27 protein-coding genes are annotated in these 26,482 nt (G+C 55.8%); 12 read left to right on the forward strand and 15 right to left on the reverse strand.

Annotated features, from left to right (window positions below; translation table 11 throughout):
- Positions 1-91 precede the first annotated feature (91 nt).
- The 10 genes from GQE98_RS06505 to GQE98_RS06550 form a co-directional block, all read right to left on the reverse strand.
- Positions 92-1,372, reverse strand: a complete 1,281-nt coding sequence (locus GQE98_RS06505; protein ID WP_161314879.1) for a tetratricopeptide repeat protein — start codon at positions 1,370-1,372, stop codon at positions 92-94.
- Between the two features lie 106 nt (positions 1,373-1,478).
- Positions 1,479-1,907: a rhodanese-like domain-containing protein gene (locus tag GQE98_RS06510; RefSeq protein WP_161314880.1), complete on the reverse strand. Its 429-nt coding sequence runs from the start codon at positions 1,905-1,907 to the stop codon at positions 1,479-1,481.
- A gap of 15 nt (positions 1,908-1,922) precedes the next feature.
- Entirely contained in the window at positions 1,923-2,261 is a 339-nt protein-coding gene (locus GQE98_RS06515) for a HesB/IscA family protein (RefSeq protein WP_161314881.1), read from the reverse strand.
- A 32-nt stretch (positions 2,262-2,293) separates the two neighbouring features.
- Positions 2,294-2,662 (reverse strand): SUF system Fe-S cluster assembly protein, encoded by a 369-nt coding sequence (locus GQE98_RS06520; RefSeq protein WP_161314882.1) that lies wholly within the window; start codon positions 2,660-2,662, stop codon positions 2,294-2,296.
- Positions 2,663-2,665: 3 nt separating this feature from the next.
- Positions 2,666-3,121, reverse strand: coding sequence for a Fe-S cluster assembly sulfur transfer protein SufU (sufU, locus tag GQE98_RS06525; protein WP_161314883.1), 456 nt, complete (start codon positions 3,119-3,121; stop codon positions 2,666-2,668).
- A complete protein-coding gene (locus GQE98_RS06530) occupies positions 3,121-4,353 on the reverse strand; it encodes a cysteine desulfurase (protein WP_343044171.1) in 1,233 nt (410 codons plus the stop codon). Before GQE98_RS06530 ends, sufU begins: the two co-directional genes overlap by 1 nt.
- A 3-nt stretch (positions 4,354-4,356) precedes the next feature.
- Positions 4,357-5,646, reverse strand: coding sequence for a Fe-S cluster assembly protein SufD (gene sufD / locus GQE98_RS06535; protein ID WP_161314884.1), 1,290 nt, complete (start codon positions 5,644-5,646; stop codon positions 4,357-4,359).
- An 18-nt stretch (positions 5,647-5,664) separates the two neighbouring features.
- Positions 5,665-6,408 carry a Fe-S cluster assembly ATPase SufC gene (gene sufC / locus GQE98_RS06540; RefSeq protein ID WP_161314885.1) on the reverse strand — a complete coding sequence of 248 codons (744 nt, stop codon included), beginning with the start codon at positions 6,406-6,408 and terminating at the stop codon, positions 5,665-5,667.
- A 14-nt stretch (positions 6,409-6,422) separates the two neighbouring features.
- Positions 6,423-7,892, reverse strand: coding sequence for a Fe-S cluster assembly protein SufB (gene sufB, locus GQE98_RS06545; protein WP_161314886.1), 1,470 nt, complete (start codon positions 7,890-7,892; stop codon positions 6,423-6,425).
- A 3-nt stretch (positions 7,893-7,895) separates the two neighbouring features.
- Positions 7,896-8,369 (reverse strand): SUF system Fe-S cluster assembly regulator, encoded by a 474-nt coding sequence (locus tag GQE98_RS06550; RefSeq protein ID WP_161314887.1) that lies wholly within the window; start codon positions 8,367-8,369, stop codon positions 7,896-7,898.
- 409 nt (positions 8,370-8,778) lie between these two features.
- Between GQE98_RS06550 and GQE98_RS06555 the strand changes: the two genes are divergently transcribed.
- Together GQE98_RS06555 and GQE98_RS06560 are read left to right on the forward strand one after the other, a co-directional pair.
- Entirely contained in the window at positions 8,779-9,321 is a 543-nt protein-coding gene (locus GQE98_RS06555) for a P-loop nucleotide/nucleoside kinase family protein (protein WP_202526132.1), read from the forward strand.
- Positions 9,322-9,417: 96 nt separating this feature from the next.
- The gene (locus GQE98_RS06560; RefSeq protein ID WP_161314888.1) at positions 9,418-11,238 is read left to right on the forward strand and encodes an ATP-binding cassette domain-containing protein; all 1,821 of its coding nucleotides are present in this window, start codon (positions 9,418-9,420) and stop codon (positions 11,236-11,238) included.
- A gap of 9 nt (positions 11,239-11,247) precedes the next feature.
- On the opposite strand, the gene GQE98_RS06565 is transcribed toward GQE98_RS06560, so the two are convergent.
- Together GQE98_RS06565 and GQE98_RS06570 are read right to left on the reverse strand one after the other, a co-directional pair.
- Entirely contained in the window at positions 11,248-11,604 is a 357-nt protein-coding gene (locus GQE98_RS06565) for a nuclear transport factor 2 family protein (protein ID WP_161314889.1), read from the reverse strand.
- Complete coding sequence (locus GQE98_RS06570; RefSeq protein WP_161314890.1) at positions 11,601-12,266, reverse strand: TetR family transcriptional regulator C-terminal domain-containing protein; 666 nt, start codon at positions 12,264-12,266, stop codon at positions 11,601-11,603. Before GQE98_RS06570 ends, GQE98_RS06565 begins: the two co-directional genes overlap by 4 nt.
- A gap of 184 nt (positions 12,267-12,450) precedes the next feature.
- Here GQE98_RS06570 and GQE98_RS06575 point away from each other — a divergent pair, with 184 nt between their 5' ends.
- The 8 genes from GQE98_RS06575 (at position 12,451) to GQE98_RS06610 (ending at position 20,966) form a co-directional block, all read left to right on the forward strand.
- The gene (locus GQE98_RS06575) at positions 12,451-13,791 is read left to right on the forward strand and encodes an NAD(P)-dependent oxidoreductase (protein ID WP_161314891.1); all 1,341 of its coding nucleotides are present in this window, start codon (positions 12,451-12,453) and stop codon (positions 13,789-13,791) included.
- Between the two features lie 10 nt (positions 13,792-13,801).
- Entirely contained in the window at positions 13,802-15,076 is a 1,275-nt protein-coding gene (gene preA, locus GQE98_RS06580) for an NAD-dependent dihydropyrimidine dehydrogenase subunit PreA (protein ID WP_161314892.1), read from the forward strand.
- A gap of 15 nt (positions 15,077-15,091) precedes the next feature.
- Positions 15,092-16,327, forward strand: coding sequence for a Zn-dependent hydrolase (locus GQE98_RS06585; protein WP_161314893.1), 1,236 nt, complete (start codon positions 15,092-15,094; stop codon positions 16,325-16,327).
- Entirely contained in the window at positions 16,320-17,114 is a 795-nt protein-coding gene (locus tag GQE98_RS06590) for an ABC transporter ATP-binding protein (RefSeq protein ID WP_202526133.1), read from the forward strand. The genes GQE98_RS06585 and GQE98_RS06590 overlap by 8 nt, the downstream gene beginning before the upstream one ends.
- On the forward strand, positions 17,107-18,024 hold the full coding sequence (locus GQE98_RS06595; RefSeq protein ID WP_161314894.1) for an ABC transporter permease: 918 nt from the start codon (positions 17,107-17,109) through the stop codon (positions 18,022-18,024). Before GQE98_RS06590 ends, GQE98_RS06595 begins: the two co-directional genes overlap by 8 nt.
- Positions 18,021-19,148: an ABC transporter permease gene (locus tag GQE98_RS06600; RefSeq protein ID WP_161314895.1), complete on the forward strand. Its 1,128-nt coding sequence runs from the start codon at positions 18,021-18,023 to the stop codon at positions 19,146-19,148. Before GQE98_RS06595 ends, GQE98_RS06600 begins: the two co-directional genes overlap by 4 nt.
- Positions 19,149-19,211: 63 nt before the next feature.
- Complete coding sequence (locus GQE98_RS06605) at positions 19,212-20,204, forward strand: ABC transporter substrate-binding protein (RefSeq protein WP_161314896.1); 993 nt, start codon at positions 19,212-19,214, stop codon at positions 20,202-20,204.
- 93 nt (positions 20,205-20,297) lie between these two features.
- Positions 20,298-20,966 carry an ureidoglycolate lyase gene (locus GQE98_RS06610; protein ID WP_161314897.1) on the forward strand — a complete coding sequence of 223 codons (669 nt, stop codon included), beginning with the start codon at positions 20,298-20,300 and terminating at the stop codon, positions 20,964-20,966.
- A 55-nt stretch (positions 20,967-21,021) separates the two neighbouring features.
- Here the strand turns inward: GQE98_RS06610 and hydA are convergent, their stop codons facing one another.
- Positions 21,022-22,479 (reverse strand): dihydropyrimidinase, encoded by a 1,458-nt coding sequence (gene hydA, locus GQE98_RS06615; protein ID WP_161314898.1) that lies wholly within the window; start codon positions 22,477-22,479, stop codon positions 21,022-21,024.
- Between the two features lie 143 nt (positions 22,480-22,622).
- Here hydA and GQE98_RS06620 point away from each other — a divergent pair, with 143 nt between their 5' ends.
- Positions 22,623-23,495 carry a nitrilase-related carbon-nitrogen hydrolase gene (locus GQE98_RS06620; protein WP_161314899.1) on the forward strand — a complete coding sequence of 291 codons (873 nt, stop codon included), beginning with the start codon at positions 22,623-22,625 and terminating at the stop codon, positions 23,493-23,495.
- Between the two features lie 20 nt (positions 23,496-23,515).
- On the opposite strand, the gene GQE98_RS06625 is transcribed toward GQE98_RS06620, so the two are convergent.
- Both GQE98_RS06625 and GQE98_RS06630 read right to left on the reverse strand, forming a co-directional pair.
- Entirely contained in the window at positions 23,516-24,403 is an 888-nt protein-coding gene (locus tag GQE98_RS06625; RefSeq protein WP_161314900.1) for a DMT family transporter, read from the reverse strand.
- 131 nt (positions 24,404-24,534) lie between these two features.
- Positions 24,535-25,440, reverse strand: coding sequence for a DMT family transporter (locus GQE98_RS06630; protein WP_161314901.1), 906 nt, complete (start codon positions 25,438-25,440; stop codon positions 24,535-24,537).
- Positions 25,441-25,632: 192 nt separating this feature from the next.
- Here GQE98_RS06630 and GQE98_RS06635 point away from each other — a divergent pair, with 192 nt between their 5' ends.
- Positions 25,633-26,415, forward strand: coding sequence for a HalD/BesD family halogenase (locus GQE98_RS06635; protein WP_161314902.1), 783 nt, complete (start codon positions 25,633-25,635; stop codon positions 26,413-26,415).
- The last annotated feature ends 67 nt before the right edge of the window (positions 26,416-26,482 follow it).

Here is a 26,482-nt window from a genome sequence, read left to right on the forward strand (position 1 = left end):
ATAGAGGGAATTTAAAAAGCTTTATTCGCCCGCATGGCATAACAGGTTGCGCGGGTATCGGTGCCAGAATGAGCCCGCCGGAGGTGTGTTTCTATGACCCGAAAAGGGTGGCGGGCAGGCCATCTTTTGCGAGGAGAGGTCGACGCATTCTGAAGGCGCGGACGGCTTCTTCTGTCTTGCCGAGTTTCAGCAAGGCATGGATAAAGGTAAATTCGATCAGGTCCCGCTGCGCGTTACTGCCACCGAGGCGTTCATGATTGCTCATCATCGGGAGGAGGCCGTCAATCACCTTTTGCCAATCGCCCGCGGCAAACGCCGTGAACACATCGGCAAGGGCGCGCACCATGTCGCTTGCGAAGCCTGCCTTTGTTTCCCTCAGTTTTTGAAGGCCAGCGTCATTTCCCGCCATGGCATGGGCGAGGGCGGAATGCGCATCGGCAAAACTCACACCGGGGGTGGAAAAATGGATGGTGGCATAGTCGCTAATCTCCCGCCAGAGCATCTCGTTGCGGGCAATGCCGGCGAGTTCCACCCGGAACAGGAAGGATGCCATATCGGTCAGGACATTGATCGGCGGACCCGAGGTCGCCCCAGGGCGGACCGCCGACTTAATGACAGCCCAGGCGGTATCTGTCTCGCCCAATTCAAGCGCCCAGAGTGCGTCATGCCAACTGATATGGCAATGCATGAATCCCGCCGGATCATAGGTTTTGAGCCACTCGCGCACGAAATGCCATCCCGCCTTATGCTCTCCCGCCTCATATAGGAAATGCCCCCGGTAATGGGCGGCATTGGCATTCGCGGGGTTGGTAGCGCAAGAGCGGTCGATAAAGGCCTCCGCGTCACTCAGGCGGCCCATTTCGGACAGCGCAAAGGCATAGACTGAATCGAACCACCAGTCTGCCTCAAAATTATTTTTCAAATTATCAAAAAAGGCGAAGGTCTCCGCCTCACGCGACTTGCGGCCGCTGAAGGCAATCAGACTGAAGACCCCGGCGCAGGGTTGCAGGGTGAGCATATCGCGCGGGTAGTCCGCAATATGTTCCTTGATGGCGCTATAGGCCCCCTGGCTATTCCCCTCAATCAACTTGCCGATAATCGAAATATGGGACTGTTCCCTTACGGTATATCCGGCGCCAAGCTCCCGCGCGGAAATTATTGACTTTACCGCTTCCGTCGGGCGGGCATACATCTGGTGATGACGGGCGAGGGCGGCATGGGCAAGCGCGAAGGAGGGATCCTCGGCAATGGCACGTTCCAGGGCTATATCTGCACCAGTCTGCGCCGCGAGAAAGAGATTGACCCCTTCGTTATAGGCGTCAAGCGCCGCGCGGGAGCCTGTGCTTACCTCATTGCCATAAAGATCCTGCATAATCCTGATTTTCCTCTATTCGTTTGCTGAAGAGAAGACTAGCAATTCGGGGATTCTATGTCACGGGCGGACTTTGTGGAAAATTTTGCAAAGAGCCCAATGGGGATCAGGGCACTACAACCTCAAGTCCGGCGTCTTTCCAGCCGTCAAACCCGGCCTCAAGATGATGGACATTGGTGATGCCGCTGGCGCGGAGAAGGGGTAGGGTATTGCCGCTGCGTCCGCCAGACTTGCAATGCAGGAGATATGTCGCTGTCGGGTCAAGGGCCGCAATCCGGTCATCGAAATCGGCGGCGAAATAATCGATATTGATCGCCCCTTTTATGTGCCCGCTGTTAAATTCCTCGGGTTTACGAACATCAAGGACAACGACGTCCGGTCTTTCTTTTAATAGCGCATCAGCTTCAAGAGGGTTCACGATCCGATATCCATATTTATCAATAATTTCTGATGCCTGGAGCGGCAAGATAACGGGAAGGGTTAACGTCGCAAAGACGAACATGGCCACTATCGACAATGATAAGACTGGGCGCATGTTTCCCTTCCAAGGCTAGACGTGGAAGGAGGAACCGCAGCCGCAGCGGCCCTTTTCATTGGGGTTTTCGAAGGTGAAACGTGATTGCAGCCCTTCTTCCAGCCAGTCCATTTCAGTGCCCGCAACGAACTGCACGGCGTCATGATCGATCAGCAGGGTAATATCCCCTGCAGCGACCACGGCATCGTCCGGTTTCTGGTCCGAGGCATAGTCCATGGTATAGCTGAGGCCATTGCAACCGGTATTGGTAATGCCGATGCGAAGACCCAAGGGTTTTTCCGTCGCCTTGCCGAGGAGCGATTTAACGCGCGCGGCGGCCCGGTCAGTCATTGTCATAATTTGCGTATCAGTCATATTTCACCTGTACTCTTTAATATAAGCACGCCTTAAAACATTCCAAGGTCGAGTTTGGCCGCCTCGGACATATTTTCCGGCGTCCATGGCGGATCCCAGAGGATTTCGACCTCGACATTCTTCACGCCCTCGACGGGCAGAACCGCATCGCGGACCCAGATCGGGATTTCCCCGGCGACGGGGCAGCCCGGCGCGGTCAGGGTCATGCCAACGAAGACATCGCCATTTTCAGAGATATCAACCACATAGATCAGGCCGAGATCGAAGATATTGACCGGGATTTCCGGGTCATACACCTCACGCAGAGCGGCGACGATCGGTTCCTCCAACGGGGAGCCCGTGGTGCCTTCCTCAAACGGTCCGGTTGCGACCGGGCGTTCTATTTTTCCAATTGCCGTCATGGTCTACTCCGTCGAAACATCAGGCTTTTCATCCATGGCTGAGGTCATGGCGTGCCAGGCAAGTGTCGCACATTTGACGCGCATGGGAAATTCCTTCACGCCGGCCAGCATCATCAGCCGTTCGGTATCCTCGCCGGCGTCAAAGTCATTTTCCTCGCCCTTCACAAGCTTCTGGAAGCCGTCAAAGATATGCCGGGCCTCGGATTCAGTCTTGCCCTTGATGATATCTGTCATCATCGAGGCGGAAGCCAGCGAAATGGCGCAGCCCTTGCCTTCAAACGCCGCATCCTCGATCAAGCCATTATGGCCCATCTTGAGATAGACATTGACCGTATCGCCGCACAGCGGGTTATAACCATGCGCCTCATGGTTCGCATCTTCCGGATGGCGGAAGTTGCGGGGGTTCTTGCTGTGATCAAGGATCACTTCCTGATAAAGTTCTCTCAAATCATCAAGCATCAGCCAAAAATCTCCTGTACCGATTTCACCGCCGAGACGAGCGCATCGACATCGGCGCGGTTGTTATAAAGCGCGAAGGACGCACGAGACGTGGCCGCCACATCGAAATGGTCCATCAGCGGCTGGGCGCAGTGATGGCCGACCCGGATGGCGACACCGCCGCGATCGACGATGGTGCCGATATCATGCGGATGCACATTATCCAGCGTGAATGAGATGATCGCGGCTTTATGCTTTGCCTGACCAATAATTCGCAAGCTGTTGATCTGGCTTAATTGTTCGGTTGCATAGGCGAGCAGCATTTGCTCATGCGCGCCGATCTTTTCAAACCCGATCTCGTTTACATAGTTGATCGCCGCGCCAAGGCCAATAGCCTGTACGATGGGCGGGGTGCCCGCCTCAAATTTTGAATGACCCTTGGCGTAGGTGGTTTTCGCGAACGTCACCCGTTCGATCATGTCCCCGCCGCCGAGGAAGGGTGGCATGGCGTCCAGCAGGTCTGCCTTGCCATAGAGCACACCAATGCCCGTCGGACCAAACACCTTATGTCCGGTGAAGACATAAAAGTCCGCGTCCAATGCCTGCATATCGATCTTCATATGTGGCGCGGCCTGGCTCCCGTCGATCAGGACCACCGCGCCCGCATCATGGGCGGCATTGATAATCTCTTTCACCGGCGTGATCGTGCCGATGGCGTTGGAAATATGGGTGACCGCGACGATCTTCGTCTTCGGCCCCAGCATCTCAAAATAGGTATCCAGCATGAATTCCCCATGCTCATCGATGGGGACGGCCTTGACAACGGCACCGGTTCTCTCGGCAATCAGCTGCCAGGGCACGATGTTCGAATGATGCTCCAGCGTGGAAAGGAGTATCTCGTCGCCGGGCTTCAGATTGGCCCCGCCGTAGGATTGCGCTACCAGATTGATGCTCTCGGTCGCGTTCTTGGTGAAGATAATCTCTTCAATGCTGGCCGCATTCATATGGGCGCGGACAATCTCCCGCGCACCTTCATAAAGGTCGGTCGAGACCTGGCTCAGGTAATGCACACCGCGATGGACATTGGCATAGGTTTCCGCATAGGCCTTCTCCATGGTGTCGATTACCACCTGCGGCTTCTGCGCCGATGCGCCACTATCAAGAAAAGCGAGGGGCCTGCCATGCACTTCCTGCGAAAAAATCGGGAAATCGCGGCGGATTTTTTCGACGTCAAATGTTGTCATGTCGTTCATCGGCTACACCTTCTCCATCCAGCGGGCAGTGATGGTCGCAAAATACTGCCGCACCGCTTCGTCCGAGATTTCATCCAGTACATCGGCGAGGAACGCATCAATGAGCATCTTGCGCGCCGCTTTCTCCTCGATCCCGCGTGATTGCAGGTAAAAGAGGGCGTCCTCGTCAAGTTCACCCGAGGATGCGCCATGGCTGCATTTCACATCATCCGCATGAATTTCAAGCTCCGGCTTGACCGAGACTGATGCCCGGTCGGACAGGAGCAGCGCCCGGCTCAACTGATCGCCGGCAACTTGCTGCGCATCCGGGACAATCTGGATTTTTCCCTGAAACACGCCTTGCGCCTCGTCATCGAGAATACCTTTGTAAATCTGCGCGCTGTCGTTTTCCGGCACCAGATGGCGGGTCACGGTGGTCGTATCGCAATGCTGCGCACCCCGCATCAGATAGGCACCGTTCAGTATGCTCTTGGATTTCCCGCCGCTAAGGCGTGTTTCAAGTTCATTGCGGCTGAGACGTGCGCCGGTGGAAAGGGCAAAATTCTCATAAACCGCATCCGCTGGAACTTCACAATCTGTATTGGCAAGGTGGAAAGCGCTGTTACTCTCAGCCTGTAGCTTATAATGATTGAGTCGCGCACCCTTTTTAAGGGTAATATCCGTCACCGGGTTCGCGAAATAGGCATGACCGTCAGCGCCGAGATGTTCCTCAAGCAGGGTAACGCAGGCTTTTTCGCCAAGGCGAATGATGTTCCGCATATGATGGGCATTCTCCGTCGCATCCGCCTTTGTCACGAAACGAATGAGAAGGGGGGTCTCCATCGTCACCATGTCATCGGCGGTCAGGACAAAACCATCTTCCATAAAGGCGGTATTGAGTGCGACGACGGCACGGTTATCTTCTGTGTCCGACCCGAGCAGCGCAGAGTTACCCGCTTCCAGCTCTGCGGCAAGAGACGTGATTTTGATGCCATCGGGCAGTTTATCAAGTCGGCTCTCGCTGGCGGAAAAGCGCCCATTCACAAAAGTCATGACATGGGGCGTCTCAAACTCGGCGGCGGGCAGGGCGGCATTCGCCGGTGCGTCCGTCGTCTTGATCCCCTTGGTCAGCGCCGTGAGGTTGGTAAAGCGCCATTCCTCAACTTTCCGGCCCGGAAAATCGAGCGATGCGAAACGGGCAAGGCCGCTTTTCCTCAGGGCCGCGACCGCCGGGCTGTTATGGCCGGGCAGGGAGCCGCTTGCCGCACTAAAGCGATCAACGTAAGTCTGAGCTAATGGCGTTAAGTTTTTCATTTCACTCACTAATTCCTTTTAGGCTGCGCTCAGGGCCGCATAGCCTTTTTCTTCAAGTTCAAGCGCGAGGCTCTTGTCGCCAGACTTGACGATCTTTCCGTCGGCCAGCACATGCACGAAATCTGGCACGATATAGTCCAGAAGCCGCTGGTAATGGGTGATGATCAGTCCGGCGCGTTCCGGGCTGCGCAGGCGGTTGACGCCATCGGCGGCAATTTTGAGCGCATCAATATCAAGTCCACTATCCGTCTCGTCGAGCAGCATCAGGTCCGGTTCCAGCAGGGCCATCTGCAAGACCTCGTTCCTTTTCTTCTCGCCGCCGGAGAAGCCGACATTGACGGCGCGTTTCAGCATGTCGTCCTTGATGTCGAGCTCTTTCGTCTTCTCGCGGATCAGTTTCAGGAATTCCATGGCGTCCACTTCGGGCTCGCCGCGGTATTTCCGCTGCGCGTTATAGGCGGTTTTCAGGAAGGTCGCGGAGGCAACCCCCGGAATTTCCACCGGATACTGGAAGGCGAGGAAAATACCCTTCGACGCCCGCTCATCCGGCGACAGCGCGAGCAGGTCCTCGCCCTTGTAGAGGACTTCCCCCGATGTCACTTCATAACCGTCACGACCGGCCAGCACATAGGATAAGGTGCTTTTCCCGGCGCCGTTCGGGCCCATGATTGCATGAATCTCGCCCGCCTTGATGGAGAGGTTGATGCCTTTCAGGATTTCCTTATCCCCAACCGTGGCATGTAAATTTTTGATTTCCAACATAACTTTATCTTTCCTTAACCGACACTGCCTTCAAGGCTGATGCCGACGAGTTTCTGGGCTTCCACCGCAAATTCCATGGGGAGTTTCTGCAATACTTCCTTGCAGAAACCATTGACGATCAGCGCCATGCTTTCCTCTTCCGAGAGGCCGCGCTGCTGACAGTAAAAGAGCTGCTCCTCACTCACCTTGGAGGTGGTGGCTTCATGCTCGACCGTCGCGGTGCGGCTCTGGTTCTCGATATAGGGGACCGTATGGGCACCGCATTTATCGCCGATAAGAAGACTGTCGCAGACTGTGTGGTTCCGCGCATTCTCCGCCTTCCGGCCCATGCGGACGAGGCCGCGATAGGTGTTCTGGGCCTTGCCGGCCGAGATCCCCTTGGAGATGATCGTGCTCGACGTATTCTTGCCCAGATGGATCATCTTGGTGCCGGTATCCGCCTGCTGCATATTGTTGGCGATGGCAATCGAATAAAATTCCCCGACCGAGTTATCGCCCTGCAGGATGCAGGAAGGATACTTCCAGGTAATTGCCGAGCCGGTCTCGACCTGCGTCCAGGAGACTTTCGCATTCTCCCCGCGGCAGGCGGCGCGCTTGGTCACGAAGTTGTAAATACCGCCGACGCCGTTCTCATCGCCCGGATACCAGTTCTGCACCGTCGAGTATTTGATCTCGGCGTCCTTCATGATGATAAGCTCGACCACTGCGGCGTGAAGCTGGTTCTCATCGCGCATGGGGGCGGTACAGCCCTCAAGATAGCTCACATAGCTTCCTTCCTCGGCGATGATCAGCGTCCGCTCGAACTGGCCGGTCTGGGCCGCGTTGATGCGGAAATAGGTGCTGAGCTCCATCGGGCAGCGCACGCCCTTCGGGATGTAGCAGAAGGAACCATCGGTAAAGACCGCGGAGTTAAGTGTCGCGTAATAGTTATCTGTATAGGGGACGACAGAGCCAATATACTTCTGTACCAGCTCCGGATGATCGCGGACGGCCTCGGAAATCGGGCAGAAGATGACGCCTTCCTTCTCCAGCCGTTCCCGGAAGGTTGTGGCAACGGACACACTGTCGAACACCGCATCGACGGCGACGTTATGCGCCCCCTCTACACCGGCGAGCACTTCCTGCTCTTTCAGCGGGATGCCGAGTTTCTTGTAGACTTCCAGAAGTTCCGGATCGACCTCGTCGAGGCTTTTCAGCTTTTCTTTCTGCTTGGGCGCGGAATAGTAGTAGATATCCTGAAAATCAATTTTCGGATAATGCACATTGGCCCATTCCGGCTCCTCCATCGTCAGCCAGTGACGATAGGCCTTCAGCCGCCATTCGAGCAGCCATTCCGGCTCCTCCTTTTTGGCGGAAATAAAGCGGACAATATCCTCAGACAAGCCAATCGGCGCGGTGTCCGCCTCGATATCGCTGATAAAGCCGTATTTATATTTGTCGGAAACAGAGGCTACCTGTTCGACGGTCTCCTGGCGAATAGCCATTTATTACTCCGCTTGGGTTTGGGCGGGCTGATCGGTTATCCCGAACGGCCGCGCCGCAGTGCTTACATTCTCCGTGTCATGGCACATGTCGGCCAATGTCACTTCCTCGAGCGCGGTATTGAGCGCCCGGTTGATCTTCTCCCATCCGCCCCGCATCGGGCAGCTTGCCTCGACCGAGCAGTCAAGCTCACTCTCATCGACGCAGGACGTAACCGCAACCGGTCCTTCCATCGCCCGAACAATCTCGGCAATCGAGATATCCTTCGGCGTGCGTGTGAGCGAATAGCCGCCATGAGCGCCACGCTGGGATTGCAGGAACGGGCTTTTGGCGAGAATACGCAGGATCTTTGCCGCCGTCGGTACCGGCAGGCCTGTATAGAGCGACACGTCCGGCGCCGTCATTGTCCGGTCTGGCAGTCGGGCCATTTCGGACATGATTACTACGCCATAGTCAGTCATTTTGCTCAGTTTGATCATGATATTATCTATATCGTACCATTTTAGTCTCAATTCAAGAGATTTATAACAGACGGATTTGGTCTTGTATATAGAAGGAGCATAATATTCTGGCAAGCGGTGGATTGCCGCAGCTGCACTTATTTTTCCGCTTTATGGCCCTTTGGGGGAAACTGTGTTTCAGGCCGAAAAAAAACCACCCGCAGGTCCGGAAAAAGGGCAGATTTATTTGAAAGTGGCTTGACAAATGGCGCCGATCTGCCGTTTAAATATGCCCATGGCATACAACACGAACATTATTGTGGTGAAGATTCTCTCCATTCCCCGAATGGCGGAAGTCCGTATGCCGTAACGCAACCGACCCAACCGCCTTCGAGGCGGTTTTTTAATGCTCCGTCTCCGAAGGCCCCCTAAATCAGGAGACGAAGACATGTTACTCGAAACCCCACAGGAAATGACCCCGCCCGAAGAGGAACCGGACTGTCGACCGACCGAACCGGTTCTCTATCTGCTTTCCGGCAAGATCGGTGCAGGCAAGTCAACACTCGCCGCCACTCTTGCGCATCGACCCAAAACCCTTCTCTTTTCCGAAGATACCCTGCTGTCCGAACTTTATCCCGGCGAGGTCTCCGACATCAGCAATTATATCCGGTGTTCCCTCCGGCTGAAATATGCGCTGAAGGATCATATCGTCAATCTGCTCAAGTCCGGCTTCTCCGTCGTGCTCGATTTTCCCGCCAATACGCCCGAAGGCCGCCGCTGGGGCAAGGAACTGTTCGAGGCGGCAGGCGTGCCCCATGAGCTGCATTATCTCGACATCCCGAATACGATCTGCAAGTCCCGCCTGCGCGCGCGGAACAAGGCTGGCAATCATCCGTTCAAGGCAAGTGAAGCGGAGTTTGATACCTTTACCCGTCTCTTTATCCCACCAATGCCGGAGGAAGGGTTTAACATCGTCCGTCACGTAAAATAAGCTCCAAAGACCGTCACGGGGAATTGCCGGACCGGGTCATTCAATGTTAGAAGCCTTGCGAGACTTCTGACTTCCTTGATAAGGCACATAATTTCCATGGCGGCTCCTATTCTGGCCCTGCAAAATGCCCGCATCACTTTTGGTGGCGGCGATTTGTTCTCTGATATCTCGCTCGGGATCGAGCCGGGAATGCGTATTGCCCTGATGGGGCGGAACGGTTCGGGCAAGTCGACGCTCCTGAAGGCGATCGCGGGCGATATTGACCTCGACGGCGGGGAGCGGTTCCTGCAGAGCGGGGTCAAGGTAAGTTACCTCCGGCAGCAGCCGATTATCGTGCCGGGCCGCACTGTGTTCGCGCAGGTACAGTCGGGCCTATCGGCGGGCGGGGAGGCCGAGGATCTTGGCTATCTGGTCGACCAGGTGCTGCAGGGTGTCGGTATTAACGGGGATCGCCTGCTAGACACTCTTTCAGGCGGGGAGGCGCGGCGAGTCAGCCTTGCCGAGGCACTTGTCTCTGATCCGGACGTGCTGCTCCTCGACGAGCCGACGAACCATCTTGATATCAAGACGATCCTCTGGCTGGAGGAGGAACTCAGGGCCTATAAGGGCGCGCTGATGATCATCAGCCATGACCGGCAGTTCCTGAAGAACCTGACCAACCGGCTGTTCTGGCTCGATCGCGGCAAGCTGCGCACCCATGGCAAGGGCTTCGCTGCCTTCGATGAATGGTCAGAGGAAATTCTCCGTCGGGAGGAAGTGGAAACCAAGAAGCTCGACAAGAAAATCGCCGAGGAAACAGACTGGTCCCGCAAGGGGATCACCGCACGGCGCGCCCGTAACGAGGGCCGTATTCGTGCACTCCATCGCCTGCGGGCGGAGCGAGCCGAGCGGCTGGCCCCGGTCGGGTCCGCCAAGCTCTCCGTCAAGAGTGGCGCGAAAAGCGGCCGGGTGGTGGTCGAGGCGACTGATATTTCCATGACTTATGAGGGGGAAGCCGGCGAGCCGCGCGAGGTTCTCGCAAAATTCTCAACCAAGATCCAGCGGGGCGACCGGGTTGGCATTATCGGGCCGAATGGTGCGGGCAAGACAACGCTGCTTAAAATCCTGATGGGGGAGCTTAAACCCACCACCGGTGACGTCAAGCTCGGCACCAATCTCACCCCGGCCATTTTCGATCAGCATCGCGACAGCCTCGATCCGGAGATGAGCCTCTGGGATACACTCGCAGACCCGGGCAGCGGGCAACTCCTCGTGCGGGGGGAGGTTCGCCATGTGGTTGCGTATTTGCGGGACTTCCTGTTCGAGGACCGGCAGGCGAAAAGCCCGGTCAAGGCGCTTTCCGGCGGGGAGAAGAACCGGCTTCTGCTGGCCAAGCTGCTGGCACGGGAGAGCAACTTCCTGATCCTCGACGAACCGACCAACGATCTCGATATGGAAACCCTCGACCTGTTGCAGGATATGCTAAGTGCTTATGACGGCACGCTTCTGGTCGTAAGCCATGACCGTGATTTCCTCGACCAGCTTGTTACCTCCACCATTGTGATCGAGGAGGACGGCAAGGTCGATGAATATGTTGGCGGTTATTCCGATTACCGACAGGCGCAGACGGCGGAGGCGAAAAAGACTGCCAAGGCCGCAAAACCGAAAGAGGCGACCGCGAAACCCGCGGCGCCGCGGAAAAAGCTCACCTATAAGGATCAGCGCGATTATGAGCGTCTTCCCGCCGTAATTGAGGAGCTGGAGGCCGCGATCAAGGCGCTTGAAGCCGATCTCGCCAACCCGGACCTTTTCAACAAGACACCCGATAAATTCAAGGAAAAGGCCGCCGCGCTCGCCAAGGCCCAAAATGACAAGGACGACGCTGAAACCCGCTGGCTTGAACTGGAGATTTTGCAGGAAGAGATTGCGGGGAGTTAAGATCTAGGCTCACTCAATCGGCAGGTTGTGCATTTTGAGGAAGCTGAGTTTATCCCAGTAGCCGCGCTGGAACTGGATCAGGCCGTCCTTCACCGTGAAAAAGCCACAGCCGCGCAGGCCCAGCGGATCGCGCCACTCCAATATGGCGACATCGCCTGCCTCGTGAATGGCTTCGGGGATGCAGACCATTTCGGTGGCGGAGAATTCCTTCTCGAACATCGCCTTGATGGCAGCGCGGCCCTCGACGGGATCCTGCGTCACCTGATGATTGACGGCCTCTTCCGCATAGAGCCGGGCGAGGGCGTCGGCGTCCGCTGCGTTGAACCGCTCCACCCAGTCCTCGACAACTTCGCGGGGTGTTTTCATGACCGAGACGGGATCGGTTGCAGGCCACAGGTGCGGAGCACTATGGTAATGATAAAGTCGGTGGCGGCGTCGAAATCCTCTGCCTTCAGCTTTTTCTTGCGGCCAAGAACGGCGGCCCATTGCACTTCGAAATCCGCCCAAGTCTGGGTCATTGACCAGATATGAAAGAGAAGGCGCTTGCTATCCACAGGGGCCATTCGGCCTTCCTCGATCCAGTGGTCCAGAATAGCTGCTTTTTCCTCAACCCACTCCTTGAGTTCTGTTTCCAGATAGCCGCTGATGCGCGGGGCGCCGCGAATAAGTTCATTGGCGAAGACTTTAGACGCATTGGGCCGGTTTTGCGAAAGCTGCATTTTCGCGCGGATATAGTCAGCGAGGGTGGTCGCCGGGTCGTCATTCTCCCCGATTTCCCGGAAAGACGAGAGCCAGAGCGCAATAATGTCATCAAGGACGGCGCGGTATAGTTTGGCCTTGGTGCCGAAATAATAATGGATATTGGCCTTGGGCAGGCCTGCCTCCTCGGCGATGGCCGCCGTGGTTGCGCCACGAAAGCCGTTGCCCGCGAAAACCTTCTCGGCCGCCTTCATGATCTTTTCTATATTTTCCTGACGTATACGACCCTGTGAAGAGTCATCTGCCGTCGCGTTTGTTTCCACGTTCATTATCGGCTCTAAGTTTATAAAATACTTATATTTCCCGCTCCATAAATTGACTATTTTTGCCGCTTTTGCAACTATTTTTAATTAGAACTTGACCGTTTGGTCAGGATTTGGCTATGGTTTTTTCAAGGCATTTAACGGCTTTGTATGAGCCGCCATTTTCAGACATGGGCAAGGGGTGCGGGCCATGAGCGATATCGCGGCAGGACGGCTTTCTGGAGAGGAACTGGCAGAAAATTTCTCCGACATTCATCCGCCACTGGATGCAATGTCTGCACATATCGAGGCGAGCCGTTGTTACTTTTGTTATGATGCGCCCTGTATGGAAGCCTGCCCGACGGGCATCGACATCCCGAATTTTATTCGGAAAATTTCCACAGATAACGTCCGCGGCTCAGCGATTGATATCCTGGAGGAGAATATCATGGGCGGGGCCTGCGCGCGGGTCTGCCCAACGGAAGTCCTCTGTGAGGGGGCCTGTGTGCGCACCGCGCAGGAAGGCAAGCCCGTTACAATTGGCGCACTGCAGCGTTTTGCAACCGACTGGTTGATGGAAAAGGGGGAGCAGCCTTTTGCGCGTGCCGCCGCAACGGGCAAGAGGGTCGCCATCATCGGCGCCGGTCCGGCCGGACTTTCGGCTGCGCATCGCCTGTCGCAACTCGGGCATGACTGTGAGGTGTTCGAGGCCCTTCCGAAATCCGGCGGGCTTAATGAATATGGCATCGCCGATTACAAGGTCGTCGATAACTTCGCGCAAAAGGAAGTCGATTTTATTCTCGGTCTCGGCGGCATTACCGTCAACCACGGCAAGAAACTGGGGCAGGAGTTGGCGCTAGGCACCATTCGAAACGATTTCGATGCAGTTTTTATAGGAAGTGGACTGGGCGGGGTGCAGGCACTTGCCCTTGAAGGGGAAAGCATCGACGGTGTTTTCAATGCGGTCGACTATATCGCCAATCTCCGGCAGACTGCGGACAAGGCAACGCTGCCCATCGGGCGGCGGGTCGTCATCATCGGCGGGGGCAGCACGGCGATCGATATTGCCGTGAAATCAAAACGCCTCGGCGCGGAAGATGTCACCATTGTCTACCGAAGGGGAGCCGAGGCAATGAGTGCAACCGACGTTGAGCAGAAATTCGCACAAACCAATGGCGTGAAAATCAAGCACTGGATGCAGCCGGTCGGAATCGTGTCAGACAATGGCGCAGTCAGCGCGGTTGAGTTTGAATATACAAAACAGGGGCCAGATGGAAAACTCATCGGCTCGGGCGAAAAAACAACGCTTGAGGCCGATATGCTGTTCAAGGCGATTGGCCAGATATTCGTGCCCGATCCTGTCTTTGGCACGGCCGCTCAGCTGGAGCTGAAAAATGGAAAGATTGCCGTCGATGACAGTTACGCAACCTCGCTTGAGGGGGTTTACGCGGGTGGCGACTGCATCGACGGCAATGTCGGGCTGACAGTCGCGGCGGTGCAGGACGGCAAGAAGGCGGCCCTGGCAATCAACGACTATCTGGCGAAGAAATAGGGAGAGAGACATGGCTGACCTTTCATATAATTTCGCCGGGATCAAAAGCCCGAACCCCTTCTGGCTGGCAAGCGCGCCGCCAACGGACAAGGAATATAACGTCGTCCGCGCGTTCGAGGCGGGCTGGGGCGGCGTCGTCTGGAAGACGCTGGGAGAGGATCCGCCGGTGGTCAACGTCTCCTCTCGTTATGGCGCGGTCCAATTGAACGGGCAGCGGATGATGGGCTTCAGCAATATCGAGCTGATTACCGACCGTCCGCTTGATGTGAACCTTGAGGAAATCGCCCGGGTCAAGAAAAACTGGCCCGACCGTGCGGTTGTTGTTTCCCTGATGGTGCCTTGCGAGGAAGAACCCTGGAAGCGCATCCTGCGAAAGGTAGAGGATACCGGCGCGGATGGGGTGGAGCTTAATTTTGGTTGTCCCCACGGCATGTCGGAACGGGGCATGGGCTCGGCGGTTGGGCAGGTGCCGGAATATGTGGAGATGGTGACAAGATGGTGCAAGGAGCATTCCGATATGCCCGTCATCGTCAAGCTCACACCGAATATCACCGATATTCGCACGGCGGCCCGCGCGGCGGTGAAGGGCGGGGCGGATGCCGTTTCCCTTATTAACACGATAAACTCCATCGTCACCGTCGACCTTGACCAGATGGCGCCCACACCTGTCGTTGACGGCAAAGGCGCCCATGCCGGTTATTGCGGTCCGGCGGTCAAGCCCATTGCACTCAATATGGTTGCGGAGATTGCCCGTGATCCGGAGTGCCAGAATATTCCTGTCTCCGGCATCGGCGGTATTGCCAACTGGCGCGACGGGGCGGAGTTTATGGCGCTTGGCTGCGGCTCGGTGCAGGTTTGCACCGCCGCCATGCATTATGGGTTCCGCATTGTCGATGACATGATTACCGGGCTTTCCAACTGGATGGATGAAAAAGGCTACCGGACGATTGATGACTTCCGGTCCATGGCGGTACCCAATGTCGCCAATTGGAACGAACTCAACATGAACTATGACATCAAGGCGCGCATTAATCAGGACTCCTGCATCAAATGCGGTATTTGCCATATCGCCTGCGAGGATACCTCCCATCAGGCCATTACCGCGGGCCGCGTAAATGGGGCCCGACACTATGAAGTTGTGGACAAGGAGTGTGTGGGCTGTAATCTTTGCATGTTGGCCTGCCCGGTTGATGACTGCATCACCATGGAGCGGGTGGACAAAGGCAAGCCTTACATGAATTGGAACGAGGATCCGCGCAATCCGTTTTCAACCGCCGCAGAATAGAGACGAAAGAAACCCATGCAGAATATGAATGTAAAAGGCGATCGCCTCTGGGAAAGCCTGATGGAGATGGCCAAGATCGGTGCGACGGAGAAGGGGGGTTGTTGTCGCCTCGCGCTCACCGATCTCGACAAGGAAGGGCGGGATCTTTTCTCATCATGGTGCAATGATGCTGGCTGCACCATCAAGGTAGACAAGATGGGCAATATCTTCGCCCGCCGCGCCGGTACCCGTGACGACCTGCCGCCGGTAATGACGGGATCGCATCTCGATACCCAGCCGACGGGCGGGAAATATGACGGGGTGTTTGGCGTGCTGGCCGGGTTGGAAGTCCTGCGCACCCTTAATGATTTCGATGTGAAGACAGAGCATCCGATAGAGGTTGCCGTCTGGACGAATGAGGAAGGCTCTCGCTTTGCGCCAGCCATGGTTGCCTCCGGGGTGTTTGCCGGGGTATTCGACCTTGAATACGGCCTTTCCCGCGCCGATCTCGACGGCAAGACGATGGGGGAGGAACTGAAGCGTATCGGCTATGCCGGGACAGAGGAGGTCGGCGGTCGCGAGATCAAGGCCTTTTTTGAGGCGCATATCGAGCAGGGCCCGATCCTTGAGCATGAAGAGAAGACCATCGGCGTGGTCATGGGCGCACAGGGTCAACGCTGGTATGAAATTACCATTACCGGGCAGGAGGCCCATGCCGGCCCGACCCCGATGGCCCGGCGTAAAGATGCGCTTGTCGCCGCGTCGAAGATCGTTTGCGAAGTCAATCGTATTGGCCTTGATAACCAGCCTTTCGCCTGCGCGACGGTGGGGCTGATCCAGTCGAGCCCGAATTCACGCAATACCATTCCGGGCGAGGTGTTCTTTACTGTCGATTTCCGCCATCCGAAGGACGAGATTCTCAGCAAGATGGATGCTGAACTCCGCGCCTTCGCCGAGAAAACCGCCAAGGACGGTGGCTATGAGATGAAGTTTGAGGAAATCTGGTATTCCCCGCCCGTTGAGTTCGATAAAGATTGCGTGAATGCGGTCCGCAAGGGCTCGGAGATTGCGGGGTATAGCCATATGGATATCATTTCCGGCGCCGGGCATGACGCCTGTTATGTTTCCCGCGTCGCCCCGACGGGTATGATCTTCGTTCCGTGCGAAAACGGGATCAGCCATAACGAGGAAGAGGAAGCGACCCCTGAAGATCTTGCTGCCGGATGTAATGTTCTGCTGCATGCCATAGTGGAGCGGGCCAATATTGTCTGATGTTGAATTAAAACCAGTAATCGAGATTGAAAAACTCAATCTCGTCTTTCAAACGGCGGACACGCCAGTACATGCGCTTTCAGATATCGATTTGACCGTGAATGCGGGGGACTTTGTTTCCTTCATCGGCCCGTCCGGCTGCGGCAAGACGACCCTGATGAGGGTGATTGCCGATCTGGAGAAACCCACGGGCGGGCATATTTCCGTGAATGGCATGACGCCGGAGGAGGCACGGCAAAAGCGGGCCTACGGCTATGTGTTTCAGGCCCCGGCGCTCTATCCCTGGCGGACGGTCGAGAAAAACATCATGCTGCCGCTGGAGATTATGGGGCTCAGCCGGGAGGAACAGAAGGCGCGGGCCGCACGCAACCTCGCAATGGTCAATCTTGAAGGGTTCGAGAAAAAATTCCCTTGGCAGCTCTCGGGCGGGATGCAGCAACGGGTCTCTATCGCCCGTGCCCTGTCGGTGGAACCGGATCTGCTGCTGATGGACGAGCCCTTCGGCGCGCTTGACGAGATTACCCGCGATCACCTGAATGAACAGCTCTTGAAACTTTGGGATACAACGAAGAAGACAGTCATTTTCGTGACCCATTCGATCCCGGAGGCGGTCTTTCTCTCCTCCAAAATTGTGGTGATGAGCCCGAGGCCGGGCAAGGTCATTGACATCATTGAGAGTAACCTGCCGCGGGATCGTACATTGGACATTCGCGAGACACCGGAGTTTCTTGAAATTTCCCACCGCGTGCGCGAGGGGCTGCGCTCGGGGCATAGCTACGATGACTGAGCACGCGGAAACCAGCAAGTTGGGGTTATGGCGCCGCCTGTATGACGGGAAGAGCTTTCCCGTTTTTGTCGTTGTTCTTAGTTTGTTGATCCTTTGGTATGCGGGTGCGGTCTATATGAATTCCGATCGCCTGATCGATCAGTATGAGCGGGGCAAGGTCGAATGGAGCTGGCAGCAGCTGATCGAGGATGCCTGGTCGATGGAACGCCCCATTCTTCCCGCGCCTCAACAGATTGTTGTCGAGCTTCGTAAGACGGTACTCGAGAAGAAAATCACCTCCAAGCGGAGTCTCGTCTATCATTCCTACGTGACGATTTCCTCAACACTGGTCGGCTTCGCATTAGGCGCACTGCTTGGCATCCTGCTCGCTGTCGGGATCGTCCATCTGGAGACGCTGGACAGGAGCCTGATGCCCTGGATCATCGCCTCGCAGACCGTGCCCATCCTCGCCATTGCCCCGATGATTATCGTTGTCCTTGGACATATCGGGCTGACCGGGCTGGTGCCGAAGGCGATTATTTCCATGTATCTCTGCTTCTTCCCGATTACCATCGGTATGGTGAAGGGGTTGCGCTCGCCCGATGTGTTGCAGCTTGACCTGATGAAGACCTATAGCGCGAGCGCCGCGCAGGTGTTCTGGAAGCTCCGCATGCCAGCCTCGATCCCGTTCCTGTTCGCGAGCCTGAAAGTCGCCATTGCCATCAGTCTTGTTGGGGCCATTGTTGCTGAATTGCCAACCGGCGCAGTGGAAGGGCTGGGCGCGCGACTTCTCGCTGGCTCCTACTATGGCCAGACGATCCAGATCTGGTCAGCACTGGTCGCCGCGTCGGTTCTCGGCATGTTGCTTGTCTGGGCGGTTACGATTACCGAGAAGCTGGTCCTTGGCCGGACGGGGAGGGAGGCGGTATGAAGAAAAGCGCTGATCTCGTCCTGATCCTCTTTGTTCTGCTTTCCGGGATTTCTGTCTTTCTGCCGGTGGGGGTGGACGTGGACATGTCGGTTCAATGGTGGGACAAACCAGCACCTTTCGCGCTTCTGCTTCTCTCTATTGCCGCGGCACTCTACCAGATGAAAAGCCGGGAGGAGACGACTTACGCGGCGCTTCTGCTTACCATCGGATGCATCACCGGGGCCTTCGCGCCGTTGATCCTGACTCACACGGTAGACACCAGCGGATTTACCGCGATTGGCCATTGGCTCTTTCTTGCGGCACTTGGCCTGTTGGTATGGCGGTCTCTCGCGCTTCTCTCAAAAGTAGCCAATGGCAATTATTTTCTCGCTTTCGCAGTGCCCGCGCTCTTTGGTATCTGGCTGCTCTATCTCTGGCAGGTGCTCACGATCGGCTTTGGCGTCCCCTCTGTTCTCCTGCCATCGCCAGAGCAAATCGGCGCGGCAATTGAGAATAATTCATCTACATTATTTGCAGATTTTTACCAGACGGTGGTCAAATCGGTTCTCTCCGGATTCGCCTTTGGCTGTGGCGCGGGCTTTCTTGTTGCCATTCTGGTCGATCGTGTTCCGTTTATGCAGCGCGGGTTACTGCCGCTTGGATCGATGGTGAGTGCCATCCCCATTGTGGGCATTGCGCCCATCATGGTCATGTGGTTCGGTTTCGATTGGCAATCAAAAGCAGCCGTTATTGTCGTGATGACCTTTTTCCCGATGCTGATTAATACGCTCGCGGGATTGCAGGCCACCAGCCATATTGAGAAGGACCTTATGCGGTCCTATGCCGCGAGCTATTGGCAGACGCTTTTATTCCTGCGCCTGCCGAACGCCATGCCCTTTATTTTCAACGCGTTGAAAATCAATTCGACCCTTGCGATGATTGGTGCGATTGTCGCGGAGTTTTTCGGCACACCGATCGTCGGTATGGGCTTTCGCATCTCGACGGAGGTTGGTCGGATGAATGTCGATATCGTCTGGGCCACAATCGCCGTCGCCGCCGTTGTCGGATCGCTGTTTTATGGAATTCTCGCCCTTCTGGAACGCCGGATCACCTTCTGGCATGCCTCCTACAGACGGGTAAAGTGAGTTGAGTCCCCATTACCATGTAAGTTTGAACGATTTACTTCATTAAGGGAGAGGAAAGACAAGATGAAAAAACTAACCTTACTATTAGCCGCCTCGGCGATGAGCCTGACGGCCATTACTGCGTCGGCCGCGGACAAGCTCACCTTGCAGCTTAAATGGGTCACCCAGGCCCAATTTGCCGGATATTATGTGGCAAAGGACAAGGGCTTCTATGATGAAGTCGATCTCGATGTGACCATTAAGCCGGGCGGTCCGGATGTGGCGCCCGCGCAGGTTATCGCCGGTGGCGGCGCTGATGTGGTCGTTGACTGGATGCCTGCGGCGCTTGCGACCCGCGAAAAAGGTGTTCCGCTTGTCAATATTTCACAGGTTTTTGCCAAGTCCGGCATGATGCTGACCTGCCGCAAGGACATGGGTGTTGAAACACCAGCGGATTTCAAGGGCAAGACCCTTGGTGTCTGGTTTTTTGGCAATGAGTATCCGTTCCTGTCCTGGATGGATAAGCTGAAATACAAGACCGAAGGCGCCGATGCCGATATCACAGTCCTGAAACAGGGTTTTAACGTTGATCCGTTACTCCAGAAACAGGCGGCCTGTGTTTCCACCATGACCTATAATGAATATTGGCAGGTGATCGATGGCGGTCTTACTCCGGCCGAGCTTTCGGTTTTTCCCTATGAAGAGGAAGGCGTCGCCACATTGGAAGACGGTCTCTATGTAATGGAGAAAAGCCTTGCAGATGACGCGATGAAGGACAAGCTCGCCCGCTTCGTCAAGGCTTCCTTGAAAGGCTGGCAGTATGCGGTCGATAATCCCGATGAAGCCGCTGAAATTGTGCTTGATAATGACGCCACGGGTGCACAAACTGAAAAGCACCAAAAGCGCATGATGTCGGAAATTGCCAAGCTGGTTGGCAGCAGCGATCTTGGTAAGCTGGACGAGGATTCCTATAATCGGACAGTGGATATCCTGCTGGCAGGCGATTCCAAACTGGTTATATCCAAGAAGCCGGAAGGCGCTTTCACCCAGGAAATCTGGGAAATGTCACAAAAGTAAGCCGTGCCATATAGCGAAGAAAAGGGAAGGGATGCCTTCCTTTTTTTTTATGCTTGTGTCTTAATTGGCCAAAATTATCTGGGAAATGTTACCATGCTCACCTCTGATACCGCGCAATCGCCGGATTTCCTGAATCCGGACATCCCCGCCGAACTCCCGCTGCTCGATATGCCGATCGTTGTCGCGTCGGACGAAACGCTGGACGGCTACGGCTGTCTTGTTGAGGATTACGAGAATTTTCCGATTGAGATTGTCACCTGGCCAACCTCGGGCTCCCGTAAAGTAGATGAGGGGACCGGTAATCAGGGCGGAACGGCAGAAGGAATTTTTGAATTCTGGTGGGAAGGGGATGTGCTCTGGGGTCGCAACAACGCGGTGAAGGATACCTATATTCTCGGCTGGTCCCGCAACCCCGAGGAGGCGGACACGAAAGTCGCCACGCGTGAGAAGGATCAGGTGCTGCTCTGGCACGCGAATTACCATCCCGATGGCGGACAACTATTTTATTCACTGGATGGCACGCCCTTCATGGTACCGCTCGCGCTGCCGGGCGATGATGTGCAGCCGGAAGACTTTGTCGCCTTTTACTGCGATGGCTCGAAGGGCCTCTATATCCATCCTAATATCTGGCATGAAGGTGTCTTTCCCATCGGCGAGAAGGGACGGTTTTATGACCGGCAAGGCAAAGTTCATGCCCGTGTCTCGGTCAATTTTGCCGAGGAATTCGGCATGTTGCTGAAAGTTCCGCTGCAAATTCCATAAAAAAAGACCCTGACCAGCTGGTGCAGGGCCTTTTCCAGGAGAATTTCCGTTAAAATTATTCGGCGGCCTGTGCGGGTCTAGAGACCTTCCGGGGCGCCGTTTCCTTGCGGCGCTTGTCGAGCGCATCGAAATAGGGATTGTAGGTTGGCCGCTTGATATAGCGGCCCGCGCCCTTCACGACATTGAGCTGTCCGTCCTTATAGACGACCTTGCCCTGGCTTATGGTATGGCTCGGGCTGCCCTTGACTTCCATCCCCTCGAAGATATTGAAATCGATATTCTGGTGATGGGTCTTGGCCGAAATGGTCCGCGTCATTTCCGGGTCCCACACCACGATATCCGCATCCGCACCGACAGAAATAGAGCCCTTGCGCGGGTGAATATTGAAGATCTGCGCGGCATTGGTGGAAGTGACCTTCACAAACTCGTTCATGGTGAGCTTGCCTGAATTGACCCCGTGATGCCAGAGCACCGCCATGCGATCCTCCACGCCCGAAGTCCCGTTCGGGATCAGGGTGAAATCATCACGTCCGGCGGCCTTTTGCGGCGCGCAGAAGCAGCAATGATCAGTTGCCGTAGTCTGCAAATTCCCCGACTGAAGTCCCCGCCAGAGTTCACGCTGGTGATCCTTGGGGCGGAAGGGTGGGCTCATCACATGGGCCGCGGCAAATTCAAAGTCCTCATTGTAGTAGACGCTGTCGTCGATCAGGAGATGCCCCGCCAGACATTCGCCGAACACCCGCTGTCCTTCCAGTCGGGCCCGCGTAATGGCTTCCAGTGATTCCTTGCAGGAGACATGCACAATATAGATCGGCGTTTGCAGCACTTGCGCCGTTCGGATTGCCCGGTTGGCGGCTTCGCCCTCAATCTCCGGCGGGCGGGATTGCGGATGCCCCTCAGGCCCGGTAATGCCTTTGGCCAGCAACTCCTGTTGCAGGTAATAGACCATCTCACCATTTTCCGCATGAACCGTCGCCATCGCGCCAAGCTCCCGGCAACGCGCGAAACTGGCCAGCATCATCTCGTCCGATACCATGATCGCGTTCTTGTAGGCCATGAAATGCTTGAAGCTGTTGACGCCCTCATTCTCGGCGAGAAGGCCCATATCCCGGTGTACCGTATCGTCCCACCAGGTGATAGCGACATGGAAGCCATAGTCAGCAACGGACTTTTCCGCCCAGCCGCGCCATTTTCGGTAGGCGTCCATCAGAGGTTCCTGGGGGTCGGGGATAACAAAATCGATGATCTGGGTCGTGCCGCCGGCAAGCGCCGCGGCGGTGCCTGTCTCGAAATCCTCTGACGCGACAGTGCCCATGAAGGGAAGCTGCATATGCGTGTGCGGGTCAATACCGCCCGGCATCACATATTGACCGCCCGCATCAACAACCTCGGCGCCGGAGGGCGTCTCCAATCCCTCTCCGATGGCCTTAATCATCCCATCGTCGCATAAAATATCGGCCCGGTAGCTGGTTTCGGAGGTAACGATGGTTCCCCCGCGTATCAAAGTAGACATAGTGATCTCCTCATCCTGCAGGCTGCTCGTCTTGCGATGCTTGATCGCTATTTTAGCTTTCCCTTTTGAAAATTGATAGTTAAAATCCTGACCAAATGGTCAAAAAAATTTGACCGCCAATCGATGCAAAAAGGAGAGGGTCAATGACAACGGTACGAGCCGGACTTATCCAGATGGGTCTCAAGGGCAATACGGACATGAGCCCGGAGGAAATCCGGGCCAAGATGATCGAGGCGCATCTCCCGTTAATCGATGAGGCTGGGGCGAAGGGCGTGCAGGTTCTCTCCTTTCAGGAGGTTTTCACGCAGCCCTATTTCTGCCCATCCCAGGACAGCAAGTGGTACGCCGCGACGGAGAGCATTCCCGACGGTCCGACCGTCAAGCTGATGCAGGAATATGCCAGAAAATACAACATGGTCATCGTCGTGCCTATCTATGAACAGGAAAAGACCGGCATCTATTACAACACTGCCGCCGTTATCGATGCGGATGGGAAATATCTCGGGAAATACCGGAAAACCCACATCCCGCAGGTCGCCGGCTTCTGGGAGAAATTCTTCTTCCGCCCCGGCAATTCCGGCTGGCCGGTGTTCCAGACCGCCTATTGCAAACTTGGCGTCTATATCTGCTATGACCGGCATTTCCCGGAAGGCTGGCGTGCCCTTGCGCTCAACGGTGCGGAATATATCGTCAACCCGTCAGCGACCGTGAAAGGTGTCAGCCAGTATCTGTGGGAGCTGGAACAGCCGGCGTCCGCCGTCGCGAACGGCGTCTATATCGGGGCAACGAACCGGGTCGGGACGGAAGCGCCCTGGAATATCGGCGAGTTTTACGGATCGTCCTATGTCGTCAATCCGCGCGGGGAGATTATTGCGCAAGCGTCCGAGGACAAGGACGAGCTGGTCGTCGCCGATATGGACATGGACATGATCAAGGAGATCCGCGACAACTGGCAGTTCTTCCGGGACCGCCGGCCGGAAATGTACGGCGATCTCGCTGATATCGGGACGAGTTAGGGCCGAGCTAGGGCCGACGCTCACTCGCCCTTGATCTGTCGCTCCCGATAGAGGATGTAAAGCCCGCTCGCGACAATTATGGCCGCACCGAGAATTGTGAAGTTGTCGGGAAAATTCCCGAAGACCAGATAGCCGAAAATGGCAAGCCAGATGAGCTGCGTATACTGGAACGGCGCCACGGTGGAAGCCTCGGTGTAGTCAAACGCCTTGATGATGATAAAATGGCTGAATCCGCCAATAAATCCGATCACGCCCAGCATCAGCCAGCCCATAAGGTCCGGCGTGACCCAGAAGAAGGGCACAACAAAGCTCATGCCGATGGTCCCGATCAGTGCGGAATAGGTGATGGTGGTCGCCGGACTGTCTATTCCGGAGAGAAACCGCGTGGCGATCTGATAAAGCGCGTAGAAAATCGACGTTCCGATCACCAGGAAAAGCGCCGGATGTACCTCGAGCATGCCCGGCCGGAGCACGATCATCGCCCCGCCAAAGCCGATGGCCACCGCCGCCCAGCGTCGGGCATTGACCTTCTCTTTGAGGAGAATAACCGAAAAGAGGATGACGAAGAGCGGCGATGTCGCCCCAAGCGCCGCTGCATCGGCAAGCGGCACATATTTCACCGCCGTGAAAAAGCAGACAGTCGCCAGCAGCAGGAAGATGGAACGGACAAGCTGCATCTTCAGCCTGTTGGTCTTGATAAGTTGTACCCCGTGTTTCGGAAGCAGGATCGCCGCCATCAGTACGCTATGGAAGAAATAGCGGGCCCAGACAACCTGTGCCGGTGGATAGGTCTCGTTCGCGTACTTAACGGTCGTGTCCATGACCGCAAAAAAGAAGATGGCGGTGCAAAAGAGAAAGATACCCTTGTAGGAGAAGGTGGACTCTGCGGACGTTGACGGCGCTGTCATTGGGTTTTCCAATTGATTTTTTGTTTGAGGGTAACCCTCTTGTTTTCAGAAAGGGTCGCCCCATTCAGTAAGGTTGTCAAGTTTTCCGGTAACGCCAAGATTAACCCAGAGTATATTGTTAGATTGGCTCGTCAGCCGACCAACGGGTCCGTTTTGCGCGTCGTCTGTCGCTCCCGATGGATGATGTAAAGACCGCTGCCCACAATAATCGCCGCACCGAGAATCGTCATGCCGTCCGGCAGGTTGCCAAAGGCCAGATAGCCGATCACCGCCATCCAGATCAACTGGGTGTAGTTAAACGGCGCGACGGTGGAAGCCGCGGTATATTTGAAGGCGACGATCATGATAAAATGGCTGACACCGCCGAGAAATCCGACGATCGCCAACAGGATCCATCCCTCGAGATCCGGCATAATCCAGACAAAGGGCATCACAAAACTCATCACGATCGTCCCGACCAGTACGGAATAGAACGCCGTTGTCACCGAACTGTCGACACCGGAGAGGAAGCGTGTTGTCAACTGATAGAGCGCGTAGAAAAGCGACATCAGCACCACCAGGAACATCGCCGGATGAACCATGGACAGACCCGGCCTTAGCACAATCATTGCGCCTGCGAATCCCACACCGACCGCACACCAGCGGCGCAGGCTGATTTTTTCTTTCAGCAGCAGGACAGAGAGCAGGATCACAAAGAGCGGAGAGGTCGCCGCAATGGCGCCGGCATCGGCGAGCGGAATATACTTGATCGCTGTAAAGATGCAGATTGTCGCGCCCAGCAGCAGCATCGACCGCAGGATCTGTATTTTAAGATTATTCGTCCGGATTAGATTGAGCCCATGGATTGGCCCGAGAAAGAGGATCAGCAGGACGATATGGAAAAAGCACCTGGCCCAGACCACCTGAAGCGGCGAGTAAGTTTGCCCCGCGTACTTGGCAAAGGAATCCATCACCGCAAACAGGAAAACCGCCGTACAAAACAGGACTATACCCTTATAGGGAGTGACGTCGGTTGTGGGGGAAATTGGCGCTGACATCTACATTCCTTGATTGTTTTTTATGAGGGAAACCCTCTTTTTTGTAGAAACCGTCGCCTCATTCATGAAAGTTGTCAAGTTTTCCGGTGACAACAGGATGGATATTGTTACCTTCAGGGTATAGAAAATAATTCGGTCCCGTCGCCCGCCGCTGACCAGTTATTGCGGGATGTCCGAAGGAGGGAGGAGAATATGATGAACCTTGAAAAGATAGTGGATTTTACGCTTCACCCGATCAATGATCCCGCATTTCGGGCGGCCTGCCGCGACAGGCTTAATAAGGAAGGCGTACTGGTCCTCCCGCAATTCGCGACGAAGGCCGCGATTGACGCGATCTTTGCGGAAGGGGAGGCTAATCGAGATAAGGTCTATGCAAAACGGGAGGAGCATACGGTCTATCTCAGCGCGACCGATCCCGCATATCCGGCCGACCATACGCGCAACCGCATGGTCATCTCGTCAAAGGGCTGCATCACCGATGATGCCCTGCCCGAGGCTTCCCCGTTGCGGACGCTCTATGACGCGCCGGAGTTCAGGGAGTTTCTCTGCGATATTCTGGGAGAGACAACGCTTTATAACTATGCGGACCCGCTTTCCTCGGTCAATCTGCATTATGCGGAAACGGGGCAGGAGCTGGGCTGGCATTTCGATAATTCCTCCTTCGCGATCACGCTGATGGTCCAGCCCGCAACCAGTGGCGGGGAGTTTGAATATGTCAGCGCCCTACGCGATGCCGATGCCGGTGACATGAATTTTGACGGCGTCGCCGATGTGCTCGACGGGCGGACAGCCGTCAAGCGTCTCTCTCTGGACGCTGGCGATCTCGTCCTGTTTCGCGGCCGGAATGCCATGCACAGGGTGACACCGAATGAGGGCACGCGCACCCGCATGCTGGCGGTTCTCGCCTATAATACGGAACCCGGCATTGCCCTCTCGAAGGAAGCCCAGATGACCTTTTACGGGCGAACGGCCTGAGGAACGTTGTAATAAATGATTTCAGGCGCGATTCCCGCTTCCCATTTCGTGGGCAATTGAGTAGCTT

The sequence above is a fragment of the Sneathiella litorea genome, assembly GCF_009882915.1.
Lineage (GTDB): Bacteria > Pseudomonadota > Alphaproteobacteria > Sneathiellales > Sneathiellaceae > Sneathiella > Sneathiella litorea.

Bases quoted from the DNA above. Each gene is read 5' to 3' on its own strand.
- GQE98_RS06505 (WP_161314879.1), bottom strand. From the start codon at position 1,372: ATGCAGGATCTTTATGGCAATGAGGTAAGCACAGGCTCCCGCGCGGCG.
- GQE98_RS06510 (WP_161314880.1), bottom strand. From the start codon at position 1,907: ATGCGCCCAGTCTTATCATTGTCGATAGTGGCCATGTTCGTCTTTGCG.
- GQE98_RS06515 (WP_161314881.1), bottom strand. From the start codon at position 2,261: ATGACTGATACGCAAATTATGACAATGACTGACCGGGCCGCCGCGCGC.
- GQE98_RS06520 (WP_161314882.1), bottom strand. From the start codon at position 2,662: ATGACGGCAATTGGAAAAATAGAACGCCCGGTCGCAACCGGACCGTTT.
- sufU (WP_161314883.1), bottom strand. From the start codon at position 3,121: ATGCTTGATGATTTGAGAGAACTTTATCAGGAAGTGATCCTTGATCAC.
- GQE98_RS06530 (WP_343044171.1), bottom strand. From the start codon at position 4,353: ATGAACGACATGACAACATTTGACGTCGAAAAAATCCGCCGCGATTTC.
- sufD (WP_161314884.1), bottom strand. From the start codon at position 5,646: ATGAAAAACTTAACGCCATTAGCTCAGACTTACGTTGATCGCTTTAGT.
- sufC (WP_161314885.1), bottom strand. From the start codon at position 6,408: ATGTTGGAAATCAAAAATTTACATGCCACGGTTGGGGATAAGGAAATC.
- sufB (WP_161314886.1), bottom strand. From the start codon at position 7,892: ATGGCTATTCGCCAGGAGACCGTCGAACAGGTAGCCTCTGTTTCCGAC.
- GQE98_RS06550 (WP_161314887.1), bottom strand. From the start codon at position 8,369: ATGATCAAACTGAGCAAAATGACTGACTATGGCGTAGTAATCATGTCC.
- GQE98_RS06555 (WP_202526132.1), top strand. From the start codon at position 8,779: ATGTTACTCGAAACCCCACAGGAAATGACCCCGCCCGAAGAGGAACCG.
- GQE98_RS06560 (WP_161314888.1), top strand. From the start codon at position 9,418: ATGGCGGCTCCTATTCTGGCCCTGCAAAATGCCCGCATCACTTTTGGT.
- GQE98_RS06565 (WP_161314889.1), bottom strand. From the start codon at position 11,604: ATGAAAACACCCCGCGAAGTTGTCGAGGACTGGGTGGAGCGGTTCAAC.
- GQE98_RS06570 (WP_161314890.1), bottom strand. From the start codon at position 12,266: ATGAACGTGGAAACAAACGCGACGGCAGATGACTCTTCACAGGGTCGT.
- GQE98_RS06575 (WP_161314891.1), top strand. From the start codon at position 12,451: ATGAGCGATATCGCGGCAGGACGGCTTTCTGGAGAGGAACTGGCAGAA.
- preA (WP_161314892.1), top strand. From the start codon at position 13,802: ATGGCTGACCTTTCATATAATTTCGCCGGGATCAAAAGCCCGAACCCC.
- GQE98_RS06585 (WP_161314893.1), top strand. From the start codon at position 15,092: ATGCAGAATATGAATGTAAAAGGCGATCGCCTCTGGGAAAGCCTGATG.
- GQE98_RS06595 (WP_161314894.1), top strand. From the start codon at position 17,107: ATGACTGAGCACGCGGAAACCAGCAAGTTGGGGTTATGGCGCCGCCTG.
- GQE98_RS06600 (WP_161314895.1), top strand. From the start codon at position 18,021: ATGAAGAAAAGCGCTGATCTCGTCCTGATCCTCTTTGTTCTGCTTTCC.
- GQE98_RS06605 (WP_161314896.1), top strand. From the start codon at position 19,212: ATGAAAAAACTAACCTTACTATTAGCCGCCTCGGCGATGAGCCTGACG.
- GQE98_RS06610 (WP_161314897.1), top strand. From the start codon at position 20,298: ATGCTCACCTCTGATACCGCGCAATCGCCGGATTTCCTGAATCCGGAC.
- hydA (WP_161314898.1), bottom strand. From the start codon at position 22,479: ATGTCTACTTTGATACGCGGGGGAACCATCGTTACCTCCGAAACCAGC.
- GQE98_RS06620 (WP_161314899.1), top strand. From the start codon at position 22,623: ATGACAACGGTACGAGCCGGACTTATCCAGATGGGTCTCAAGGGCAAT.
- GQE98_RS06625 (WP_161314900.1), bottom strand. From the start codon at position 24,403: ATGACAGCGCCGTCAACGTCCGCAGAGTCCACCTTCTCCTACAAGGGT.
- GQE98_RS06630 (WP_161314901.1), bottom strand. From the start codon at position 25,440: ATGTCAGCGCCAATTTCCCCCACAACCGACGTCACTCCCTATAAGGGT.
- GQE98_RS06635 (WP_161314902.1), top strand. From the start codon at position 25,633: ATGATGAACCTTGAAAAGATAGTGGATTTTACGCTTCACCCGATCAAT.